The organism is Pseudorhodobacter sp. W20_MBD10_FR17, assembly GCF_052119765.1.
Classification (GTDB): Bacteria; Pseudomonadota; Alphaproteobacteria; order Rhodobacterales; family Rhodobacteraceae; genus Pseudorhodobacter.
This window is the reverse complement of the sequence record NZ_JBGQOQ010000003.1, coordinates 165,667-186,673: the sequence shown is the minus strand read 5'-3', so window position 1 is coordinate 186,673 and position 21,007 is coordinate 165,667. Positions and strand designations below refer to the sequence as shown.

Annotated in this window: 22 protein-coding genes; 7 read left to right on the top strand and 15 right to left on the bottom strand. The window is 57.9% G+C overall.

Translation table 11 applies throughout. The annotated features are described in order from the left end of the window. Positions 1-515 precede the first annotated feature (515 nt). Both ACEN2J_RS03490 and rlmN read left to right on the top strand, forming a co-directional pair. On the top strand, positions 516-1,040 hold the full coding sequence (locus ACEN2J_RS03490) for an invasion associated locus B family protein (protein WP_442103313.1): 525 nt from the start codon (positions 516-518) through the stop codon (positions 1,038-1,040). A gap of 96 nt (positions 1,041-1,136) precedes the next feature. Then, positions 1,137-2,330: a 23S rRNA (adenine(2503)-C(2))-methyltransferase RlmN gene (gene rlmN, locus ACEN2J_RS03485; RefSeq protein ID WP_442103311.1), complete on the top strand. Its 1,194-nt coding sequence runs from the start codon at positions 1,137-1,139 to the stop codon at positions 2,328-2,330. A 73-nt stretch (positions 2,331-2,403) separates the two neighbouring features. On the opposite strand, the gene ACEN2J_RS03480 is transcribed toward rlmN, so the two are convergent. The 13 genes from ACEN2J_RS03480 to leuC all read right to left on the bottom strand — a co-directional run bounded on the left by ACEN2J_RS03480 (position 2,404) and on the right by leuC (position 15,239). Beyond that, positions 2,404-3,318 carry an ornithine cyclodeaminase family protein gene (locus ACEN2J_RS03480; RefSeq protein WP_442103310.1) on the bottom strand — a complete coding sequence of 305 codons (915 nt, stop codon included), beginning with the start codon at positions 3,316-3,318 and terminating at the stop codon, positions 2,404-2,406. Beyond that, positions 3,315-3,941, bottom strand: a complete 627-nt coding sequence (locus ACEN2J_RS03475; protein WP_442103343.1) for an HAD family hydrolase — start codon at positions 3,939-3,941, stop codon at positions 3,315-3,317. The genes ACEN2J_RS03480 and ACEN2J_RS03475 overlap by 4 nt, the downstream gene beginning before the upstream one ends. Beyond that, positions 3,928-4,950, bottom strand: coding sequence for a DMT family transporter (locus ACEN2J_RS03470; RefSeq protein ID WP_442103308.1), 1,023 nt, complete (start codon positions 4,948-4,950; stop codon positions 3,928-3,930). The genes ACEN2J_RS03475 and ACEN2J_RS03470 overlap by 14 nt, the downstream gene beginning before the upstream one ends. Positions 4,951-5,011: 61 nt before the next feature. Continuing rightward, positions 5,012-5,464 carry a YaiI/YqxD family protein gene (locus ACEN2J_RS03465; protein WP_442103306.1) on the bottom strand — a complete coding sequence of 151 codons (453 nt, stop codon included), beginning with the start codon at positions 5,462-5,464 and terminating at the stop codon, positions 5,012-5,014. A gap of 9 nt (positions 5,465-5,473) precedes the next feature. Next, positions 5,474-6,304: an S-formylglutathione hydrolase gene (gene fghA, locus ACEN2J_RS03460; RefSeq protein WP_442103305.1), complete on the bottom strand. Its 831-nt coding sequence runs from the start codon at positions 6,302-6,304 to the stop codon at positions 5,474-5,476. 11 nt (positions 6,305-6,315) lie between these two features. Continuing rightward, on the bottom strand, positions 6,316-7,242 hold the full coding sequence (locus ACEN2J_RS03455; protein WP_442103303.1) for an AEC family transporter: 927 nt from the start codon (positions 7,240-7,242) through the stop codon (positions 6,316-6,318). A gap of 152 nt (positions 7,243-7,394) precedes the next feature. Then, complete coding sequence (locus tag ACEN2J_RS03450) at positions 7,395-8,597, bottom strand: winged helix-turn-helix domain-containing protein (RefSeq protein ID WP_442103301.1); 1,203 nt, start codon at positions 8,595-8,597, stop codon at positions 7,395-7,397. 55 nt (positions 8,598-8,652) lie between these two features. Beyond that, positions 8,653-9,615, bottom strand: coding sequence for a DMT family transporter (locus ACEN2J_RS03445; RefSeq protein WP_442103300.1), 963 nt, complete (start codon positions 9,613-9,615; stop codon positions 8,653-8,655). Positions 9,616-9,823: 208 nt separating this feature from the next. Beyond that, entirely contained in the window at positions 9,824-10,933 is a 1,110-nt protein-coding gene (leuB, locus tag ACEN2J_RS03440) for a 3-isopropylmalate dehydrogenase (RefSeq protein ID WP_442103298.1), read from the bottom strand. A gap of 75 nt (positions 10,934-11,008) precedes the next feature. Beyond that, complete coding sequence (locus ACEN2J_RS03435) at positions 11,009-12,088, bottom strand: endonuclease/exonuclease/phosphatase family protein (protein WP_442103342.1); 1,080 nt, start codon at positions 12,086-12,088, stop codon at positions 11,009-11,011. Further along, positions 12,088-12,897, bottom strand: a complete 810-nt coding sequence (locus ACEN2J_RS03430) for a hypothetical protein (protein ID WP_442103296.1) — start codon at positions 12,895-12,897, stop codon at positions 12,088-12,090. The genes ACEN2J_RS03435 and ACEN2J_RS03430 overlap by 1 nt, the downstream gene beginning before the upstream one ends. A 306-nt stretch (positions 12,898-13,203) precedes the next feature. Then, entirely contained in the window at positions 13,204-13,809 is a 606-nt protein-coding gene (gene leuD, locus ACEN2J_RS03425; RefSeq protein ID WP_442103295.1) for a 3-isopropylmalate dehydratase small subunit, read from the bottom strand. Positions 13,810-13,820: 11 nt separating this feature from the next. Continuing rightward, positions 13,821-15,239 carry a 3-isopropylmalate dehydratase large subunit gene (leuC, locus tag ACEN2J_RS03420; protein ID WP_442103294.1) on the bottom strand — a complete coding sequence of 473 codons (1,419 nt, stop codon included), beginning with the start codon at positions 15,237-15,239 and terminating at the stop codon, positions 13,821-13,823. Positions 15,240-15,514: 275 nt separating this feature from the next. Here leuC and ACEN2J_RS03415 point away from each other — a divergent pair, with 275 nt between their 5' ends. After that, on the top strand, positions 15,515-16,861 hold the full coding sequence (locus tag ACEN2J_RS03415; RefSeq protein ID WP_442103293.1) for a mechanosensitive ion channel family protein: 1,347 nt from the start codon (positions 15,515-15,517) through the stop codon (positions 16,859-16,861). Positions 16,862-16,880: 19 nt separating this feature from the next. Here the strand turns inward: ACEN2J_RS03415 and ACEN2J_RS03410 are convergent, their stop codons facing one another. Together ACEN2J_RS03410 and ACEN2J_RS03405 are read right to left on the bottom strand one after the other, a co-directional pair. Beyond that, positions 16,881-17,021: a DUF3563 family protein gene (locus ACEN2J_RS03410; protein WP_442103291.1), complete on the bottom strand. Its 141-nt coding sequence runs from the start codon at positions 17,019-17,021 to the stop codon at positions 16,881-16,883. Then, complete coding sequence (locus ACEN2J_RS03405) at positions 17,018-17,296, bottom strand: hypothetical protein (protein ID WP_442103289.1); 279 nt, start codon at positions 17,294-17,296, stop codon at positions 17,018-17,020. Before ACEN2J_RS03405 ends, ACEN2J_RS03410 begins: the two co-directional genes overlap by 4 nt. A gap of 116 nt (positions 17,297-17,412) precedes the next feature. On the opposite strand from ACEN2J_RS03405, the gene rsfS reads away from it, so the two are divergent. From rsfS to ACEN2J_RS03385, 4 genes are all read left to right on the top strand, one after another. Beyond that, a complete protein-coding gene (rsfS, locus tag ACEN2J_RS03400) occupies positions 17,413-17,796 on the top strand; it encodes a ribosome silencing factor (protein WP_442103287.1) in 384 nt (127 codons plus the stop codon). Continuing rightward, positions 17,796-18,266: a 23S rRNA (pseudouridine(1915)-N(3))-methyltransferase RlmH gene (gene rlmH, locus ACEN2J_RS03395; protein WP_442103285.1), complete on the top strand. Its 471-nt coding sequence runs from the start codon at positions 17,796-17,798 to the stop codon at positions 18,264-18,266. The genes rsfS and rlmH overlap by 1 nt, the downstream gene beginning before the upstream one ends. A 67-nt stretch (positions 18,267-18,333) precedes the next feature. Then, positions 18,334-19,851, top strand: a complete 1,518-nt coding sequence (gene gpmI / locus ACEN2J_RS03390) for a 2,3-bisphosphoglycerate-independent phosphoglycerate mutase (protein WP_442103284.1) — start codon at positions 18,334-18,336, stop codon at positions 19,849-19,851. Continuing rightward, positions 19,848-20,999, top strand: a complete 1,152-nt coding sequence (locus ACEN2J_RS03385; protein ID WP_442103282.1) for a murein hydrolase activator EnvC family protein — start codon at positions 19,848-19,850, stop codon at positions 20,997-20,999. The genes gpmI and ACEN2J_RS03385 overlap by 4 nt, the downstream gene beginning before the upstream one ends. The last annotated feature ends 8 nt before the right edge of the window (positions 21,000-21,007 follow it).

Sequence of the window (21,007 nt, the reverse complement as noted above, 5' to 3'; positions counted from 1 at the left end):
AGCAAAAGGCAAACGTTTTGCAGGATCTTCGCAGTCTTGCCCTATAGCCGCCCAGTTCTTGCCACGAATCCCCGTCATACAGGTGACAGTAGCGATTTAGATTGGTTCGGTGGTTCGGACTTATTGCCCCCACTCAGGCCGGATCACTGGGCCAATCCGTTACGCCGAAAAGAACGCCGTCAGCGCCGATTAAGGGGCTGGCGGCGTTTCTTTATGTCGGCCGCCTTAGGAATGCCGTCAGGTCTGGTATGCCGCTTGCCATCGGTGCCCGCCATTCATTGTCCTTCGGCCCCAAAGTGCTGTAACAGCCATCCGAATTGCCGTTTTCCTAGGCCGCTTCACAGTTTCATTACCGCAGATGCGCGATTTTCTGCGCATAGGGCTTTTACGGACTGCCCTTTTTGCGTTATGCATGAAATATCGAGTTGAAACGACCCGCGCCGCAGCAAAAGCTTAAAACAATAGGCTAAGTGGCTAGGGATAGAGGCATCAAACAGCTGGAGGCTGTGAACGACATGAAATCACACATCATCGGCGCGCTTATCGGCGCATCGCTCGGGATGGGGGCCTCCGCCGCCTTCGCACAGTCCGAAACCGAGTGCGTATCGGCGAAAACGGATTGGAGCGTCTGCGTCTGGCAACAACCCAAAGAATGCTGGGGCGTATCCAAACCCAAAGAAACCGTTAACACCAGCGGCGGCAAGCCCGTCTCGGTGCGGCGCGGCGATATCTTGATGTTCGTTACCTTCCGCCCCGGTTCGGGTGCCAAGGGCGAAATCTCGTTCACCGGCGGCTATCCGTTTGCGCCCGGCTCAACAGTGAACGTCGATATCAATGGTAAATCGTTTGATTTGTTCAGCGATGGCGAATGGGCTTGGCCGGCAAGCACCTCGGATGACGCGGGCCTGTTGGCTGCGATGAAGGCCGGGTCTTCGGCCATCGTTACCGCGCGGTCCGCCCGTGGCACACAAACCAAAGACACCTTCTCGCTTAGTGGCTTTACCGCCGCTATGGGCGAGGCCGAGCAGCGCTGCAAATAAGCATCTCTACTCCGTATCAAGACGCCTCGGTGCCGCGTGCGCTGGGGCGTTTTCTTTTGCCTGCGAATCCGCTATAGACGCCTCTTGCCTCATAGGATGCCTGCCATGACCGCGCCCATCACCCAAGACGTCCACACCATCCCGCGCAAGCTGCCCGAGGGCGGCAAGACCAATATCATCGGTCTGACGCGCGATCAGCTGCGCGAGGCGCTTATCACCGCCGGTTGCCCCGAAAAGCAGGCGAAAATGCGGGTTGGGCAAATCTGGCAATGGGTCTATTTCTTTGGCCTGCGCGATTTTAACGAGATGACAAACCTGTCCAAAGATTTTCGCGCCTTGCTGGCCGAGAAGTTTGAGCTGGTCTTGCCCGAGGTGGTGACCAAGCAAGTGTCTGAGGATGGTACCCGCAAATACCTTGTCCGCATTCAAGGCGGGCATGAGGTAGAGGTGGTCTACATCCCCGAAACCGATCGCGGGACATTGTGTATTTCCAGCCAAGTCGGCTGCACCCTGACCTGTTCCTTTTGCCATACCGGCACGCAAAAGCTGGTCCGCAACCTGACGGCAGGCGAAATTGTCGGCCAAGTGATGCTGGCCCGTGATGATCTGAACGAATGGCCGGTCAAGGGCGCGTCGAACGCCGACCCCGCCGCGCGCCTTGTGTCAAACGTGGTGCTGATGGGCATGGGCGAGCCGCTGTATAACTTCGAAAACGTCCGCGACGCGATGAATATCGTGATGGACGGCGAAGGCATCGCGCTTGGCCGCCGCCGCATCACCCTGTCGACCAGCGGCGTTGTGCCCGAAATCGCCCGCACTGCGCAGGAAATTGGCTGCCTGTTGGCGGTATCCTTCCACGCCACAACGGATGAGGTCCGCGACCAACTGGTGCCGATCAATAAAAAGTGGAACATAGCCGCCCTGCTGGATTCCCTGCGCGACTATCCCGGCCTGACCAATTCCGAGCGGATTACCTTTGAATATGTGATGCTCGACGGCGTGAATGACAGCAAAGAAGACGCGTATCGTTTGGTTGAGCTGATCCGTGGCATTCCGGCCAAAATCAACTTGATCCCGTTCAACGAATGGCCGGGCGCGCCGTATAAACGCTCATCCGGCAACCGCATCCACGCCTTTGCCGATATTATTCATGAGGCAGGCTATGCCTCGCCCATCCGCAAACCGCGCGGCGAAGATATTATGGCCGCCTGTGGCCAGTTGAAATCGGCGACCGAACGCGCACGTAAGTCGAAAAAGCAGATCGAGGCCGAGGCAGGGCTGGGCGAGTAAGCCGAGCCCTATAGATGCAAAAAAGCATAAGTCGGGGGTGATCCCCGACTTGTCAGGTGCCCGCGTTTGCCGCCTACCGTGCCCGCCACGCATTCAAAATATAGGTGGCAGTCATCAAATCCAGATGCGCCCCACCGCCATTTTTTGCAATCGTGATTTCGTCATCTGAGCGGCGGTCATAATTGCCTTTGGACAGGTCATAGAAATCGGCCGCGATATCGCCCTCGGAAATCGCCCCGCTGGCAATCGGCATCATAATCTCGCCAATATGATGCACCGTGGTCGCCCGCGAATCCACAAACAGCCGCCCGCGTGTCATCGCCCCGTCATCGACCTCGCGCATGTCGGGGCGGTAGGCGCCGATCAGGTCCAAATGCTGGCCCGGTTGCAGCCATTCCCCCATCACTAGCGGCTCTTTTGACATCGTGGCCGTGCAGATGATATCCGCGTCGCGCACGGCGGTTTCAAGGTCGGTTGCAGCCGTAATCCCATGCGCATCGGCAAAGGCTTTGCTGGCCACCGGATTGCGGCCCCAGACCGTGAACTCTGCGCCAGCAAAGGCACTGGAATAGGCCTCAATCATCGTGCCCGCCACTGTGCCCGCACCAACCAATAGTATCTTGCGGCTGTCTTTGCGGGCCAGCTTTTTCGCCGCCAACAGGCTATCGCCCGCCGTTTTCCATTTCGTCACCAAATGAAAATCAACCAAAGCTTCTAGCACCCCGGTTTGATCGGCAAACAGCGTCACCGCCCCGTTGACCGAGGCCAATCCATGCGCGCCATTGCCCGGAAAAATCGTTGCTGTTTTCACCAACTGCCCCAATCCGTCAATCCATGCGGCACGGTTTAGCAGCGTGTCAGTGCCGCGATAGAGAAAGCTATCGGCCACCTCGGCACGTGGCAGGCGGTGGCCAGCCTCTAAGGCTTCGGTCAGGGTGTGCCAGTTCAAAACGGCTTCTGCCGCAAAGGGGACGGTTTCAATAGTCATGGCATGGCCTCCTGTTTGGTCAATAATCCGGCTGCAACCAGCCGGTCAGCCCAGCCTTGCGGGCCGGTGAAATGATGGGTTTGCCAGCCGCGCGCGGCGGCGGTCTGAATGTTGTCGGCGCGGTCATCGGCGAACAGCAGCGCCTCGGGGGCAATCGCGCAATCCGCCTCAACCGCCGCGTATATCATCGGGTCCGGCTTTGTCACCTGCATCCGCCCCGACACATAGGCGCGGTCGAATTCGTTCAAAAACTCATACTGCGTCTGCGCATAGGAAAAGGCATCATCGCCGAAATTCGTCAGTGCAAAGACGGGCACGCCCTTGGCCCGCAACCGTCGCAGCAGGGTGATCGAATGCTCAATCCGGGGCGAGGCAAGGCCGATCCAATGGTCATACCACCAGCGAATTTCGGTTGCCCAATCGGGGTTGGCCGCTGCGCAATCATAGACGGTATCGCGAAACAAGCCGCCAGCATCAATGCGTTCATTCATCGCGTGCAGATCAATCGCCGCAAATAATTCGCGGCGCCGCGCCTCACCTATCCGGCCATCGTAATAGCGCTCAGGTTGCCATTCGATCAGCACATTGCCGATATCAAAAACCACCGCCTCAACTGTCCGCATCGTCATTCTCCACTGCACCTAAAGCCGAAGATCGCAGGTTTCCGGGGGCCGATGCAAGGGGTGGTGCGGCGGGGTTCGCTCGTGTTTCGCGCCACACCGTATACAGCCCCGCGCCGCAAATCAGCGCAATGCCCACCCACGCCAGTGCGTCCGGCCATTCACCGAAAATCACCAGCCCGAACACAATCGCCAACGGCATCGAGATATATTCAAACGGCGCCACCAAAGCCGCCTCGCACGACCGATAGGCATGGGTTATCAAAAAGCCCCCCGCCGTTGACGCACAGCCGATCAGCACCAGCACAGGCCAATCCGACAGCGCGGGCCAGGTCCAGGCCCGTGTTAAAAATGCAATCGACAGGTTATCCTCACTGGCAAAATTGCCATGCCCCAAGGCCAAGCCGCTGATCACGCTAACCACGACAAACGTTAGCTGGATATAGACTGTCAGGGTCAGCGCGCTTTCCGTGGCCCCCATCCGCCGTGTCAGCATGTGCAGCATCGCATAGCAAAACGCGGCAAACAGCGGCAGCAGCATCGCAGGGTGAAAAATACCCGCCCCCGGCCGCAACATCACAATCACCCCCAGCAGCCCAACCCCGACCGCTGCCCAGCGGCGTGGCCCGACTTTCTCGCCCAACATCGGCACCGAAAGGGCTGTAATCAACAGCGGCGCGATAAAGAACAGCGCCACCGCATCTGCCATTGGCATCGCCGCCAGCCCTAGGAAGAAGCAAAAATTTGAAACAACAACAAAGCCGCCCCGCACCAAATGCAGCCCCAGCCGCCGCGTGCGAAACACCGCCAACCCGCCGCGCGACGGCAGCACAATGGCCAGCATCAGGGCCATGCCGATGGCCGATCGGATCAGCACAATCTGATGTAACGCATAGCCGCCGCTTAGAAATTTAATCGAACTGTCGTTGATTGAGAAAAATACAGATGCGCCCATGGCCGAGGCTATGCCCAGCAAAAGAACGCGGCGATCAAGGGGGTGGGTATTGCTCATCGGCACAGTTGGCCTGCCAAAGCCCATGCTGTCTGTTCCGACGGCGACATGTTGGCCCCCGTCACAGGCGCTTGGCCGCTTGCAAAACCCGCTCTAGCGCATCGAGAAACCGCGAGCGGTCGGCCTTGGAAAACGGTTTGCCGCCGCCTTGCCGAAACGGGTCGGCGCTGCGCAAATCTTGCATCAGGTCGCGGGTGGCCAGCACTTGCCCGATATTGCGCGTGTGCAGCTCCTCGCCGTTGTGTTTCAGCACCTTTGCCCCCGCCTCGACGCATTTTGCGGCTAGCGGAATGTCACTTGTCACCACCACATCGCCCGCCCCCGCGCGTTCGGCGATCCACATATCCGCCACGTCCGGCCCATCGGCCACAAATACGCTTTCGATCAGCGGGTTGGCTGAGGGGCGTATGCCCCCGTTAGACACCAGTACCATCCGCACCCCGTGCCGCGTGGCCACCTTTTCGGCCTCGGCCTTTACGGGGCAGGCATCGGCATCGATGTAAATCGCAGTCATAACAGGGCCTTACGCATAAAGTGCGTCCGCATGAAAGGCGATGTGATCTTCCATAAACGTGGCCACAAAGAAATAGCTGTGGTCATAGCCCTTTTGCATCCGCACCATCGCGTTTTGCCGACCCGCCATCATCGCCTCGGCCAAAACCTCGGGCATCAGCTTATCCAAAAACTGGTCTGACGCACCTTGATCGATCAATATCGGCCCGTCAAAACCGCGCTTTTTCATCAGCAGGGTCGCGTCATGGGCGGCCCATTTCGTCTCATCTTTGCCCAGATAGGCGGTGAATTGTTTGCGGCCCCATTCGCTGGCGGTCGGGTTGGCAATTGGGGCAAAGGCCGAAACTGACCGGAACCTGCCGGGGAACGACATCGCAATCGTCAGCGCGCCGTGCCCGCCCATAGAATGGCCGGTAATCGCTTGGCGCCCCTCATCCAGCGGATAGGCGCTGAACAGCAGATGCGGTAGCTCTTCGGTCAGGTAATCCCACATCTTGTAGTTATCGGCCCAAGGTGCCTCGGTCGCGTTGACATAGAAACCGGCACCTTGCCCCAGATCATAGGCCTCATCATTGGCAATACCTGCGCCGCGCGGGCTTGTATCGGGGAAAATCAGCGCCACACCATGTTCTGCCGCCCAAGCCTGCGCACCGGCCTTTACCATCGCGTTTTCATGCGTGCAGGTCAGGCCCGACAGGTACCAAATCACGGGCACCGCTTCATGCTCGGCCTCGGCGGGCAAGAACAGACCAAAGGTCATATCGCAGCCGCAAATCACAGAGGGGTGGCTGTAAACGCCTTGTACGCCGCCAAAAGCGCGGTTCTCAGAAATCGTCTTCATCTTGTTTCCCTTCAGCCCGTCACAAGGGCCATAACAATCGTCACGGTTAGAATGCTCAGCGCGGTTGAAATCAGGATCGAGGCCGAAACCCGATGCGGCGCCACGCCGAAATGCTGCGCCAGAATGTAGACATTGCCCGCCACAGGCAAGGCCGCCGCCGCAATCATGACCGACGCAGGGCCAGGGTCAACGCGGAACAAATAGATCGCGGCAAACGCCACGGCACTGGGGTGCAAAACCAACTTGCAAAACGAAAGCCAACCCGCAATCTCCACCCGTTCGGCCGATTTTGTTGCCAGTGATGCGCCAATGGCAAACAGCGCGCCGGGTGTCGCCGCCCCGCCCAAAAGCGCCATGAAATCATTGATCGGCGTAGGCACTGCAAAGCCGGTCGCAGACCATGCCAGCCCCAGCGCCATGGAAACGATCATCGGGTTTTTCAACAGCCCAATCGCCAAGGCTTTGATGATCCCAAGGCTCATGCGGCCTTGGCGAACGCCCGTAATGATCAGCGTCACAACCGTCGAAAACACAATTAAATCAATGGATAGCACCATCAATATTGGCCCCGCCGCCTGTGGCCCCATCAACACCACCAGCATCGGCACACCCAGAAAGCCAGTGTTGCCGATCACCGCACATTGCGCCTCAATCGCGGCCTCTTCAACCGAGATCCCGCGCCAAAATGCGGCCCCCATGGCAATGGCATACACCACGCCGCAGCCCCAAAGATAGGCCGCCACAAAGCGCCCATCCCAAATTTCGGCCAGCGACAGGTTCGACGCAAAGCGAAACAGCATTGCCGATAGCGCAAAGTAAAACACGAATTTGGTCAGCCAACCCGTCGCCTCAGGCGTAAAAAAGCGCACCCGCCCGGCCCAATAGCCCAACCCGATTAGGGCAAAGAACGGCAGGGTTTTTAACAGGATCGCAATCATCGAGGCATGGCTTCCAAAGGGGCTTGACCCTTGGTTCCACGCCACCGCACAAGATGCAAGCCGTGCGCGTTAAACCAATCCGTTGCTTGCTTTCTTTTCGGCAAAAATATCCTGGGGGGTCCGGGTAGCTAGCCCCCCGGCGCGTGGCAGTTTTAGCACCGTAGCCAGCCATCACCCCACGCCACCACATCGCAGTCCGCAAATCGTGCGAGCCGCTGCAAAGCGTCCTCCAGCCGTGCCATCCGGCCTTTGCCCATAGTCACGCCGGTTTCGGGCCAAAACCCTTGGACGCGCAAACAGTTTTCATCCCGAAACGCCTTGGCATCAATGCGTCCGATGACCTTTTCGCCTTCCAAAACCGGAAAGACATAATAGCCATATTGGCGTTTTGCTTGCGGCACAAACACCTCGATGCGGTAGAAAAAGCCAAACAAACGCTCGGCACGGGCCCTGTCGCGCAAGGCCGGATCAAAGGGTGATAGAATGCGGATACGCGGCGGGGCTGGGGGCAAATCTTGCGCGGCCTTCATCACGTCTGGCCAGGCAAAGCTCGGGCGTAAATTCCCATCTGCACCCGCAACAGCCAGCTGGATAATGCGCCCTTCGCGCAGGGCGCGCTCACACCACGCGCGGGCATCTGTAATCGAAACGGCGGCCCAAAACGCCGACAATTCAGCTGCCGTTGCAAACCCCAGCCTGTTCATCGCCTGCGTACAGGCCCAGTCCAGATGCGCGGCTTGTGTCGGTACATCGCCACGGTAGGCGTCAGGAATAACCCGCTCGGTTAAATCATAAATTTTTTGGAAATTGTTGCGCCCCGATATCGAAAGCTGCCCCGTCCGCCACAACCACTCCAACGCGGTCTTTGAGGGATGCCAATCCCACCATCCACCTTTGCTGCGTGGCTCATCCTGCCCCACATCCGAGCAGGTCACCGGGCCGCCATCACGAATATGCGTCAAAATCGTTTCAAACTGGTCCTCATATCCAATGCGAAACCAGCGCTGCCAGTCCTTGCCCAACGTGTCAGCGTCGCGGTTAAACCGATGCCGCCAATGCGGAAAAAACTGTGCGGGAATGATTGAGGCATCATGCGTCCAATGCTCAAACATCAAGCGGTCTTTTTCCAGCAGATTTTTCAGCGCGGGCGGGCGGTAATTTTGCCGCCGCGCGAATAAAATAAGGTCATGCGCGCGGGCAACTGTGCGGATGCTGTCAACCTGAACAAAGCCGATCTGCTCGATCAACCCTGCCAGATCGGCGCCTTTTCCGGTACCGCTCGGGGCTGTGCCCAAGGCGTGCTTATGCAAAAACAGACGGCGGGCAAGCGGGTTTGACAGGGTGTTCATGGTCATCCTTGCACCTTATCAGACGCGTAGATCGAAACCTAGCCTGACGCAAACGCGCCGCTTATTTCCCGCCGTTTTCGCGCCGTAACAACAGGCTGATGCGCGGCAGCATACCGGTTTCAGGGCGGCTGCGCGATTCCAAAACCGGGCTGTTTTTCGAAACCTTACCGCGGCTTTCGCGCATCACAATATAGAATCCGCTGGCCATAATGACGCCAGCGCCGACAAGCGTTAGCCGGTCTGGCGTCTCGTTGAAAATTAAGAAGCCATAGATCGCGGCCCAGATCATCTGGCTGTATTGCATCGGCGCCACGATCACGGCTTCGGCCGATCTGTAGGCGCTGATGATAAACAGGCTGGCCACAAAGCCAAAAGCCGCAATGATAACGATCATGCCTAGGTGTTCGATGGGCATCGGTTTGTAGAAAAACGGCATTGCAGCGCCCATGACGATAAAGTTCGCGATCATCGGAAACAGCAGTAGCACCACCGAGCGTTCATCTTGCCCGATTTTGCGCACGATCACCGACGATAGGGACGAACACACCGCCGCCGCCAGCGCCGCCAGATGGCCAAGCCCAAGCTCTGCCCCAGTTGGGCGCAACACGATCATCACGCCGGCAAGGCCCACGATAATCGCCAGCCCCCGACGAACACCGACTTTTTCGCCCAGAATCGGAATGGCCAGCAGGGTAATCAACAAAGGGGCCGCGAATAAAATCGCATAGGTTTGGGCCAGCGGCAGAACCGAGAACGCATAAAAGGCCGAAACGGCCGTAATCATCGTTGAAATCGTACGCGTCAGCGACCACCACGGATGCTTGGGCCGTAAATTGCCATCGTTGCGATCCCCGATTAGCATAATCGCGACCAGTGGAAAGCTGAACAAAACCGAAAAGAATACGATCTGAAATGCCGAGTATTGCCCGCCAAGAAATTTGACAAAAACGTCATGCGTTGAATAAATTGCAAAGGCGATCAGCGCCATAAGAGCGCCGCGCAGGTTGGATTTCACAATCGGCATCTTTGATCTCGGTTCATTCTGGATTGCGAAAGTAGTGCGCCTGTTAGCGCTAATGCGCAAGGGCGGCAGGGCGATAACCTTGCATGCAAGTCGTTTTTCACATCATCGCAGTAATGGGTTAATCCAGTGTTTAAAACACTGCGGCCTGTGACGGCACAAAAAAGGGGCGCGTCAGCACCCCTTTTCAGCCGTATTTTAAACGCTGGTTTTACAGCGAGGCATCCAGTGCCGCGATGATCACGTCACCCATTTGGGTCGTGCTGATCGGGGTACCGCCGTCTTTGTCCATCAAATCGGCGGTGCGGGCGCCATCAGCCAGCACTTTTTCCACGGCATTTTCAACGCGCGTTGCCTCATCGCCCATGTCAAAGGAATAGCGCAGCGCCATTGCAAAGCTAAGGATACAGGCGATCGGGTTCGCCTTGCCTTGGCCTGCGATGTCAGGAGCCGAGCCGTGAACCGGCTCATACAGCGCCTTTGGGCGGCCATTTTCTTGCGGCGCGCCAAGGCTTGCCGAAGGAAGCATCCCAAGCGAGCCTGTCAGCATTGCCGCCGTATCGGACAGAACATCGCCAAACAGGTTGTCGGTGACAATCACGTCAAACTGTTTGGGCCAGCGAACCAACTGCATCGCGCCGTTATCGGCATACATATGGTGAAGTTCTACTTCGGGGTATTCATTGTCATGCACCCACTGAACCTCTTCGCGCCACAGAATGCCGGATTCCATAACGTTTGCTTTTTCCATCGAGTGAACTTTGTTATTGCGGCGTTTTGCCAGCTCAAACGCCGAGCGCGCAACGCGGCGGATTTCATTCGTGGTGTAGCGTTGGGTGTTGATGCCCACACGGCCGCCTTCGTTATCAGGGAAAATCCCGCGCGGCTCGCCGAAATACACGCCCGAGGTCAGCTCGCGGACGATCATGATATCCAGACCAGAGACGATCTCTTTTTTCAGGCTGGAAAAATCGGCTAGCGCGTCAAAGCATTGAGCAGGGCGCAGGTTGGAAAACAGGTCCATTTCCTTGCGCAGGCGCAGCAGGCCGCGCTCGGGCTTTACGCTGAAATCAAGTGTGTCGTATTTTGGGCCACCCACGGCGCCCAGCAGTACGGCGTCAACTTCCATCGCGCGGGCCATGGTTTTGTCATGCAGGGGGGTGCCGTGCTGATCATAGGCGCAACCGCCGACCAAATCTTCGGACACATCGAAATGCACGCCGCGTTTGTCACCGAACCACGCGATGATCTTTTTGACCTCGGTCATGACTTCGGGGCCGATGCCGTCACCGGCGAGGATAAGAAGGGAAGGATTGGCCAAGGAACGCTCCTGCATTTTAAGGAAAATGATTGAGGTTTGCGTAGCGTTTCGGGCCGCGATGGTCAAGGCGGCGGGTTAAGGCAAAGCAATATCAACCCACACGGGCCGGTGGCGCGAGGCCGCGGCAATGGTTTCGGCGTTTTGTGCCGACGCGGCGGGCCACATGACGCCTGCATCCAGCACACGCAGGCCTGCCGAGGGCAGAACAAAATCGGTGCGCAACCCGCCGAAATCATAGAGCACGGTATCGAGCGCGGGGTCGCCTTTGTGTTCAGGCTCGGTGCGGTTGTGAGTGCCCTTGGGGGCTGGGTCCTGAAGGCGCGGATCGGCCAGAAGGGCCTGTATTGCGCCTGCGCGCCCCTCGCTATCCAATGGGTCAAGTTTGGAGTCGCCCAACAGGATGAACGGGCCAGTTGGCGCAGGCATTGGCAGGCTATCATTCAATAAGGCCAGCCAGAATGCGGCCTCATCATGGTTGCGGCGGCCATTGCGGTCTTTGGTATCATCGAATACGGGCGGCGTGGCGTGCCAGATTAACAGGTGAAGCGCGGAGCCGTCGGGCAAGGTGACCGGCACATCCCAATGGGCATTGCTCGATAGCCGCAGGATAGATATCGCGGCTGGGGACAGGCTGTCGGCGATCAGGTTATCTGGCAAATCTTGCCACAAAAAGCCGCTGAAATCACGAAAGCCATCGGTATCAATTGGCAAACGAGACAGCACGGCCAGCCCGCCTTGGCCCGAGAACATCCCAAACCCTTGGGCATCGGCCGGGCCGCCCAAAAGGTCATCCCCATCCAGATCAAGCCCTGTCGGCATACCGGTATTAGGGAGGGTGGCGAACCGGTAGGGGTAGGGCGCGCCCGCCAGGGCCAAGGAATCGGAAAGCGCCGTTAGTGCTATCAGATCATAATCATAATCAAATGAGGTCAGTACCAGAACATCGGCGTTCAGATCGGCCAATGTGGCCACCACTGCCGCAACCTGCCCGTCTTTGCCGGATAGAATGTCGCGCAACAGCAGGCCCGGCCCTTTGCGGCTAAGATCGGGGTTATAGGTGGCAACACGCAGGGAATCGGGGCGCCCACTATCAGGTTGTTGGGCAAAGCAAGGTAAGGCTAGCCCAAGCCATACAGCAAGGGCCAAGCGCAGCATCACGCGGGGAAGTACCCCGGCACGGCTTGCTCGGCGTTGCGGTCGCGTTTGTTGCGTATCATGCCTGCGATGCGTGTCATCGCAATGCCGCGCATGAACAAAGAGGCTGGCAGGAACGCCCACATCGCGACCAACCAAACCAAGGTTGGCGGGTAATGCATGTCAATCGCGCCCAAACCCATGCCGCTGAATTTGACTATCGCCGGAATAAGAAACGGCAGCAAAAAGCCCAAGGCCAGATTGAACCGTGCGTCCCGTTCCAGCCGTGCCACCACATCACCACCTACAGTCGGGTCAAACATCGGCAGGTTGGTCCACACGTTAAAGGCGCCGTTTTTCGACGGCCAATCATAAATGCGCAACAAAAGCGAAAACATAGCCAGCGCCAGCACCGAGATCAAATAGGCCACGCCTGCCGCCGAACGCACGGCTTGCATGTGGCCATGGTCATTGGCATCGGCCAAGGTCAAGGTGAGCAACCGCACAGGCGAGTAAGGAAAATCAAGCGCTTGGCCGATCAAGATGCCGACGGCCTCAAACAACCTAGCAAGGGTTGATGGGGCGATTTCACTGCGTGCCATCACCGACAGGAAGAATACGATGACCAGCAGCATCAAAAACCGTGTGCGGTTATAGGGTGGCGCATCGCGAAACTCGATCAGACCGGGGTAGGTGGCGTTGTATTCTACAAAGGTTAGAATGCCTGCAAAGAGAGCGACAAGGGCGACCATTTGCTTGCCATCAGCTGTCACGCCCGGCAGCAATACCGAAGGCGTGGTGATCAGCACCATAATCATGAAGGCACGCATAAGCGCACCTGTGAACTTTGAAAGCACTGCTGCTCTACCTTCATTTAGGGCAGGAACGATACGGCGCCGTTCCTTTATCCCCGTTATTTCCCGCACTTTGTGGCGGACTGCCTTAATCTTGCCCAAATTGTGCCTTCTTTCTGATTCCCTAGCAACCATTGGATTGAGATAACCAAGTATTTGTGGCGGATTAGCGGAAAATGTGTCGCTAGATTGCATCAAATTGTAGTTTAAAGGTGGGCCGACTTGTGGCAAAAAAAAGGGCCGCCTGTGGGGCGACCCTATATCTTGTGTATTTACGGGGGGTTAGACCCAAGGGCGCGATGTTGCGGCCTTTGCCTCATAGCTGTCGATGTTCGCTGCCTTTTCCATGGTCAGGCCGATATCGTCCAAGCCGTTCAACAAACAATGCTTTTTGAACGCGTCCACCTCGAACGGAAAGCTTTGGCCATCAGATGTGGTGATGGTTTGGTTTTCCAGATCAACGGTCATGCGGGCATTTTCGCCGCGCCGCGCGTCTTCCATCAGGATGTTGACGACATCTTCGGGCATCACAATCGGCAAGATGCCGTTCTTGAAGCAGTTGTTATAGAAGATGTCGGCAAAGCTTGTGGCGATGACCGAGCGGATGCCGAAATCCAGCAGCGCCCAAGGCGCATGTTCGCGCGACGAGCCGCAGCCAAAGTTGTCGCCAGCGACGATCACTTCGGCTTTGCGATACGCTGGTTGGTTCAGCACAAAGCTCTCAATCTCGGTGCCGTCCAGATTGAACCGCATTTCATCAAACAGGTTCGCGCCAAGGCCAGACCGCTTGATGGTTTTCAAAAACTGCTTTGGGATGATCATATCGGTGTCGATATTGACCAGTGGCATAGGGGCCGCAACCCCGGTGATTTTGGTGAACTTATCCATATGCCCAGTCCTTATGCGTTTTCGACCGCGAAGTCGCGGATGTCGGTCAAGTGGCCGGTGATTGCCGCTGCGGCTGCCATTGCGGGCGACAGCAGGTGTGTGCGGCCACCACGGCCTTGGCGGCCTTCAAAGTTGCGGTTCGATGTGGCGGCGCAACGTTCGCCCGGTGCCAACTGGTCGGGGTTCATCGCCAGACACATGGAACAGCCTGCAAGACGCCATTCAAAACCGGCATCTAGGAAAATCTGGGCCAGCCCCTCTTCCTCGGCTTGCGCACGCACAAGGCCAGAACCGGGAACGACCATCGCGCGCATCCCGTCCTTGATCTTTTTGCCTTTCAGCACGGCAGCAGCGGCGCGCAAGTCTTCGATCCGGCCATTGGTGCAAGAGCCAATAAAGACGGTGTCGATCTTGATGTCGGTCAGCTTCATGCCCGGTGTCAGGCCCATATAGTCAAGCGAACGCTGTGCCGCCTCAACCTTGCCGCCTTTGAAATCAGATGCGGCTGGAACAGTTGCGGTGATTGGCAGCACGTCTTCGGGCGAGGTGCCCCAAGTCACAACCGGCGCGATATCTTCGCCTTTGATCGTGATGACCTTATCGAAATGCGCGCCTTCATCGGTGAACAAAGTCTTCCAATAGGTCAGCGCAGCCTCCCATGCGGCACCTTTTGGTGCGTGCGGGCGGCCCATGCAGTATTCGAAGGTTTTCTCGTCCGGCGCGATCAGGCCTGCGCGTGCGCCGCCCTCAATCGCCATGTTGCAGACGGTCATCCGGCCTTCCATCGACAATTCGCGAATGGCTTGGCCACAATATTCGATCACATAGCCAGTGCCGCCAGCGGTGCCGGTTTGGCCGATCACCGACAGGGTGATATCCTTGGCTGTGACGCCGGGCATCAGCGAGCCAGTGATTTCGACCTTAAAGTTCTTGGCCTTACGCTGAATCAGCGTTTGGGTTGCCAGAACGTGTTCAACCTCGGACGTCCCAATCCCATGGGCGAGTGAGCCGAACGCGCCGTGGGTGGCGGTGTGGCTGTCGCCGCAAACAACGGTCATGCCGGGCAATGTCCAGCCCTGCTCGGGGCCGACGATATGCACGATGCCTTGGCGAACGTCCGACACAGGATAGTAGTGCAGGCCGAATTCGCGTGCGTTCTTGTCCAAAGCTTCAACCTGAATGCGGCTGTCTTCGGTCATGGTTTTGGCGTTGGCGCGGTCCAGCGTGGTGGGGACGTTATGGTCCGGCACAGCGATGGTTTTTTCCGGCGCGCGCACTTTGCGACCTGTCATCCGCAGGCCTTCAAACGCCTGCGGGCTGGTGACTTCATGCACCAAGTGACGGTCAATATACAGCAGGCAGGTGCCGTCTTCGGCTTGGTCGACGACATGGTCGTCCCAGATTTTGTCGTAAAGGGTACGAGCGTTCATGGCTCAATCTCTCATCTAGCTAGGGAAATATATGTTCGGGCCGCGCGGTAATACCGGCGGTAGACATCAGGCCGCGATTAAAGCCGGGCAAGCACAGACCGGCTTTGGCCGTAAAACCGCCAAGGCAAGCGCGCGCGTTCATCAATGTCAAAAAATCTGATCATAGCGCGGGTTCTACGCCTTTCTGTGTGCTGGGGCAATAAGATTGGCATTCCCGAAGCAGATAGTTAAGATTGATGAAATTCGCATTTCCCAAAAGGGGACACGCACAGCCTATGGACCCAATTAACACGATCAACCCCGAAATCATCAACGCAACACAGGGGCTGCTGTCGCAAGCCGAAGCCTTTGTGCGGTCCTTGCTGATGGGATGGCGACTGTATCAGGTGGCGGGGATCTTGGCGCTTTTGCTGCTGGCTTGGCTGATGCGCGGGATTGTATCCAAGTGGTTCATGGGCTGGGTGCGCAACCAAGAAGGCCTGCAAAAGTGGCAGTTGCGCTGGCTGGTGACGATTGACCGCAACCTGACACTGATGCTGTTCACCACAATCAACTGGGCAACCTTTTGGGTGATGCGGCAAATAACATGGCCTTCCCGCAGCCAATTGTTTGAGGTGTCGGGCACAATCGGGCTGCTTTTACTGTTTGTCAGCTTTGCGTCGAAACTGATCGGAAACCGCTTTTTGTCGCGCGTGGTGGCTTGGGGCGCAGGGTTTTGGGTTGTCGCCGTTATTCTTGGGTTCGATACAGGGGTTTTGTCCTTTCTGGACAGCCTTGCCATTACTTTTGGCGATTTCAGGCTGTCTGCCCTGTCAGTGATCAAGGCGCTGATTGTGACGGGTGTACTGGTGTCTGGTGCGCGTTTGATAACCAAAGGCGCGGTTAGCAAAATTCGTAAAAACCCTGATATCAGCCCATCAATGCAGGTACTGGCGATCAAAGCGATCCAGATGTTCCTGATCGGCGGCGCGATTTTTATCGGGCTAAAGGCGGTTGGGTTTGACCTGACTGGCCTTGCCGTTCTGTCGGGTGCTGTTGGCGTAGGCCTTGGTTTCGGTTTGCAAAAAGTCGTGTCCAACCTTGTGTCGGGCATCATCATTCTGCTGGATAAATCTATCAAGCCGGGGGATGTGATTTCACTGGGCGAGACTTTTGGTTGGATCGAATCCTTGGGTGCGCGGTATGTTTCGGTCGTGACTAGGGACGGCAAGGAATACCTGATTCCGAACGAAGACCTTATCACCGGCCAAGTGGTGAACTGGTCGCATTCGGACCAATTTGTGCGGCTCGATCTGTTTTTTGGCACCTCTTACGATGACGATCCGCATCTGGTGCGCAAGCTGGCGATTGAGGCGGCAGGCCGCGTGAACCGCGTGCTAAAAGACCGCCCGTCAGTGTGCCATATCGTAGGGTTTGGCGACAGCTCGGTCGATTATATCCTGCGCTTTTGGATCAAGGACCCAACCGAAGGGCTGACCAACATTCGCGGCAACGTCTACTTGGCGCTTTGGGATATTTTCAAAGAGAATGGCGTTTCCATTCCCTTCCCACAGCGCGAGGTAAAACTGTTGAGCGGCGGTCAGGGCGCAAAGCAGGCAGCGATTTTGGCAGGTCAGGACTAAGGTTTTACAAATCGGGGCCTTAGAAGCCTGCGAATTTACCTTGGTCAATCTCGCGCTCGCGGCACTCTAGGTCATAGAGGCTGACAGCTTGGTTCAGGTAGGCGCGTTCCAAGTCATTGCGGTTTGGGCGGCGCGGGAATAGGCGTTTTAGAAATGTCATAGTGTACTCCGGTGCTCCCCTCCCGTGCTTTGCATATGCCGCGTTGCAGCATGGTGGAGTAGTGCCAAAATCGGCAAGCGGCTTTGCGCGGGGCGCATAGGGTGGCGCGAATCGGTTGCGCGCGGCATGCCGGTTTCGGCAGGTAGGGCTGCGTTTTGCGGCTGCAAGGCCAAGCAATCGGCGAAACCCGAGCCAATGCCTGCGGTGATGGCTTGCGCCCAGCGGCTGGCTGTGATTGAGGTTTGCGCCGCAAGGTGATAGCTTGCGCAGAACACTCGGCGCCGGGGGTGTTGTGAAACCGTTAAGGCTGGCGCGTGATATACTGGAGGACAATGTCCTGTCTCATTCTGATCCACAGACCGGCCTGCCGGTTGGGCCGAGGGCACCGCGCATGACGGGCCAAACCGCCGCTGATACACTTACGCCCGAAATTCTTTTGGCTAGCGTCATCGCGTCGCTTGAAGATGACAAAGCCGAAGAGATCGTAGAAATCGATCTGCGTGGCCGCTCTGATATGGCGGATTACATGCTGATCTGTTCCGGTCGCTCATCGCGTCAGGTTGCGTCCATTTCTGAAAAGCTTGCCGATAAGTTGAAGCAAGATTTCGGCATCGTCTGCAAAATCGAAGGCAAAGAAACCGGCGATTGGGTACTGATCGATACGGGCGATGTTATCGTCCACGTCTTCCGCCCCGAAGTGCGCGAGTTTTATGACCTCGAAAAAATGTGGCAGCCTGGCGGGCACATGGGCATAGGCGTGCGCGAGGAAGACTGATGCGTGTGCATCTTTGCGCTGCGGGGCGGCTGCGTGGCGGCCCCGAGCGCGACCTGATCGACGATTATGTGACGCGTTTCAACCGGACGGGCCGGGCCTTGGGCCTTGGCCCTTTTGCCCTGTCCGAGGTTGAAGACCGCAAAGGCGGCGGGATGGAGGCCGAGGCGGTGTTGCTGTCGCGGGCCGTGCCAAATGGTGCGCTGACCGTGGTGATGGACGAACGCGGCCGCACCCTTACCAGCCCCGAATTTGCCGACCAATTGGGCAAATGGCGCGATGCAGGGCGGCAGGATGTGGCGTTTTGCATTGGCGGCGCCGATGGTCTGGCCCCGTCTTTTCGCAATTCAGCTGATTTTGCTTTGTCTTTCGGTGCAATGGTTTGGCCACATATGTTGGTGCGGGTGATGTTGGCGGAACAGCTTTACCGCGCGGCATCCATTCTGGCGGGCAGCCCGTATCACCGCGAATAAGCCTTGGCTGTTGCCGAACCCCCTGCTTGGGCGTAAAACGCTGTTAAGCTAACAAAGAGGGCGCGCCATGACTGTTCCAAAACCCGTTATTTTGTGCATTTTGGATGGTTGGGGGCTGAACCCTGATACCAGCGCCAACGCGCCCGTGCTGGCGAACACCCCCAATTTTGACCGGCTGATGGCGACCTGCCCGCATGCCACCCTTATTACCCACGGCCCCGATGTCGGCTTGCCGCGCGGGCAGATGGGGAATTCCGAAGTTGGTCACACCAATATCGGCGCGGGCCGTGTGGTTGCGATGGATCTGGGCGCGATTGATCTGGCTATTGAGGATGGCAGTTTTGGCCAAAACCCCCAGCTGTTGGATTTTATCGCGCGGCTAAAGGCCAGCGGTGGCACCGCGCAACTGATGGGCGTTATTTCGGATGGTGGCGTTCATGGCCATGTGTCGCATGTGATCGCGGCGGCCAATACGGTTGCGGCGGCGGGTGTGCCGGTGGTTATTCATGCGATCACCGATGGGCGCGACGTTGCCCCCAGCTCGGCCGCCGAGCACATGGCGCGGCTGCTGGCTGGGCTGGCAGATGGTGTGCGGGTCGGGACGGTGATTGGCCGCTATTGGGCGATGGACCGCGACAATCGCTGGGAACGTGTTGGCCGCGCCTTTGATGCGATGGTCGCCGCCAAGGGTGAGGCTGCGGTTGATGCGCAAGCCGCGATTGCCGCCGCCTATGCCCGCGGTGAAACCGATGAGTTTATCGCGCCTACGGTGATTGGCGGCTATGCAGGGGCCAAAGCGGGCGACGGGTTTTACTGCCTGAATTTCCGCGCCGACCGTGCGCGCGAGATTTTGGCCTCGCTGGGCGATCCGTCCTTTGATGGCTTTGATGCAAGTGCGCGCCCGAAATGGGAGGCGATGCTGGGCATGGTCGATTATTCCACCAAGCATAATGAGTACATGATCACTGCCTATCCAAAGCCGGTTTTGAACAACACTTTGGGCGAATGGGTTTCTAAACAAGGCCGCACCCAGTTTCGCTTGGCCGAAACCGAAAAATACCCGCATGTGACGTTTTTCCTGAATGGTGGGGCCGAGGCGGTGAACCCCGGCGAAGATCGCGCCATGCCGAAATCGCCCAAAGTGGCGACCTATGATCTGCAACCAGAGATGTCGGAACCCGAGGTGGCCGAAAAGCTGGTCGGCGCGATTGAGCATGGCTATGACCTGATTGTCGTGAACTTTGCCAACCCCGATATGGTGGGCCACACCGGCGATTTGCAGGCCGCGATCAAGGCGTGTGAAGCGGTGGATAGCGGCCTTGGTTTGGCATTGGCAGCCCTTGAAAAGGCGGGTGGTGCGATGATTGTCACCGCCGATCACGGCAACTGCGAGACCATGGTAGACCCGGTGACAGGCGGCCCGCACACGGCGCATACGACCAACCTTGTGCCGGTTATCCTGTTTGGCGGGCCTGCAGGGGCAAGCTTGCGCGATGGGCGGTTGTCCGATTTGGCACCAACGGTTTTGCAGCTTATGGGCCTGCCACAACCGGACGAAATGACTGGGAAAACCCTGATCGCATGATCCGCGCTGTCGCCCTTGTTCTCGCGTTTTGTGCCGGCACGGCACAGGTTATCGCGTTTGGTGCCGGTGCGGCACAGGGGCAAACCGTTGCCGAACAGGCGACACAGGCGTCGGACGCGCTTGCGGCGGCGGTGACGGCGATGCAAGAGGCAAGCACAGCCCGCGATCAGGTGTCGGCACTGACCCAGACCATTCAGGCCTATGAACAAGGTCTTGGCGCGCTGCGTGACAGCCTGCGCCAAGCCAAAGTGCGCGAGGCTGCGCTGTTGTTGCAATTTGATACCGAACGTAACCGCGTTGGCCAGCTTTTGGGCGTTTTGGGCCAGCTCGAGGCAACGCCGGGGCCATTGATGCTGTTACACCCCTCGGGGCCGCTGGGCACTGTGCGGTCGGGCATGATTATTTCCGAGGTGACGCCCGCGCTGCAAGCCGAGGTGACGCGCCTGCAATCCGAGCTGACCGAGCTGCGCGATTTGCGCAGTTTGCAAGTGGCGGCGGGCAGCATTTTGGAAAACGGGCTTGGCGTGGCCCAAACCGCCCGTACCACGCTTAGCCAAGCTATTTCAGACCGCACCGCCCTGCCGCGCCGCTTTACCGAAGATCCGGATGCCCTGCGCGGCCTGCTTGAAAGCGCCGACACGCTGGGCGCCTTTGCCAATGGGTTAGAGCTGGACCTAAGCGGCACAGACGCCATGCGCAGCTTTGCCTCGGCCGAGGGGAAGCTGAACCTGCCGACCCTTGGCAGCCTGCTGCTCCGCGCGAATGAGGCGGATGCATCGGGCACCCGCCGCCCCGGTATTACGCTTTCCGCCCGCCCGCGTGCTTTGGTCACAGCGCCTTGGGCTGGCACCATCCGCTATCGTGGCCCGCTGCTCGACTACGGAAATGTGATTATCCTTGAGCCGGGCGGAGGCTATCTTATGGTTCTTGCGGGGCTGCAAACCGTTTATGGTGAGGTCGGAGAAGTTGTCGGAATAGGCGCGCCACTGGGGCTTATGGGCGGCGGCGATCAAGAGAATAGTAAAGAGTTTCTGGCAAGTGTCACGGATGTGACTGGTATTCGCGAGACAGAAACGCTTTATATCGAAATTAGAAAAGGCACCGCGCCGGTTGATCCGGCACCGTGGTTCGCCGCAACAAAGGATTGAGACAGGCA

What these genes read in the sequence shown, in the direction of transcription:
- ACEN2J_RS03435 (WP_442103342.1), bottom strand. Translation starts at nt 12,088, where the DNA reads ATGCTGCGCTTGGCCCTTGCTGTATGGCTTGGGCTAGCCTTACCTTGC.
- ACEN2J_RS03430 (WP_442103296.1), bottom strand. Translation starts at nt 12,897, where the DNA reads ATGCGTGCCTTCATGATTATGGTGCTGATCACCACGCCTTCGGTATTG.
- rlmN (WP_442103311.1), top strand. Translation starts at nt 1,137, where the DNA reads ATGCCTGCCATGACCGCGCCCATCACCCAAGACGTCCACACCATCCCG.
- ACEN2J_RS03475 (WP_442103343.1), bottom strand. Translation starts at nt 3,941, where the DNA reads ATGCGGACAGTTGAGGCGGTGGTTTTTGATATCGGCAATGTGCTGATC.
- rsfS (WP_442103287.1), top strand. Translation starts at nt 17,413, where the DNA reads ATGACGGGCCAAACCGCCGCTGATACACTTACGCCCGAAATTCTTTTG.
- ACEN2J_RS03445 (WP_442103300.1), bottom strand. Translation starts at nt 9,615, where the DNA reads ATGCCGATTGTGAAATCCAACCTGCGCGGCGCTCTTATGGCGCTGATC.
- rlmH (WP_442103285.1), top strand. Translation starts at nt 17,796, where the DNA reads ATGCGTGTGCATCTTTGCGCTGCGGGGCGGCTGCGTGGCGGCCCCGAG.
- gpmI (WP_442103284.1), top strand. Translation starts at nt 18,334, where the DNA reads ATGACTGTTCCAAAACCCGTTATTTTGTGCATTTTGGATGGTTGGGGG.
- ACEN2J_RS03465 (WP_442103306.1), bottom strand. Translation starts at nt 5,464, where the DNA reads ATGACTGCGATTTACATCGATGCCGATGCCTGCCCCGTAAAGGCCGAG.
- ACEN2J_RS03415 (WP_442103293.1), top strand. Translation starts at nt 15,515, where the DNA reads ATGGACCCAATTAACACGATCAACCCCGAAATCATCAACGCAACACAG.
- ACEN2J_RS03385 (WP_442103282.1), top strand. Translation starts at nt 19,848, where the DNA reads ATGATCCGCGCTGTCGCCCTTGTTCTCGCGTTTTGTGCCGGCACGGCA.
- ACEN2J_RS03455 (WP_442103303.1), bottom strand. Translation starts at nt 7,242, where the DNA reads ATGATTGCGATCCTGTTAAAAACCCTGCCGTTCTTTGCCCTAATCGGG.
- leuC (WP_442103294.1), bottom strand. Translation starts at nt 15,239, where the DNA reads ATGAACGCTCGTACCCTTTACGACAAAATCTGGGACGACCATGTCGTC.
- ACEN2J_RS03410 (WP_442103291.1), bottom strand. Translation starts at nt 17,021, where the DNA reads ATGACATTTCTAAAACGCCTATTCCCGCGCCGCCCAAACCGCAATGAC.
- ACEN2J_RS03470 (WP_442103308.1), bottom strand. Translation starts at nt 4,950, where the DNA reads ATGAGCAATACCCACCCCCTTGATCGCCGCGTTCTTTTGCTGGGCATA.
- leuD (WP_442103295.1), bottom strand. Translation starts at nt 13,809, where the DNA reads ATGGATAAGTTCACCAAAATCACCGGGGTTGCGGCCCCTATGCCACTG.
- ACEN2J_RS03480 (WP_442103310.1), bottom strand. Translation starts at nt 3,318, where the DNA reads ATGACTATTGAAACCGTCCCCTTTGCGGCAGAAGCCGTTTTGAACTGG.
- fghA (WP_442103305.1), bottom strand. Translation starts at nt 6,304, where the DNA reads ATGAAGACGATTTCTGAGAACCGCGCTTTTGGCGGCGTACAAGGCGTT.
- ACEN2J_RS03490 (WP_442103313.1), top strand. Translation starts at nt 516, where the DNA reads ATGAAATCACACATCATCGGCGCGCTTATCGGCGCATCGCTCGGGATG.
- ACEN2J_RS03450 (WP_442103301.1), bottom strand. Translation starts at nt 8,597, where the DNA reads ATGACCATGAACACCCTGTCAAACCCGCTTGCCCGCCGTCTGTTTTTG.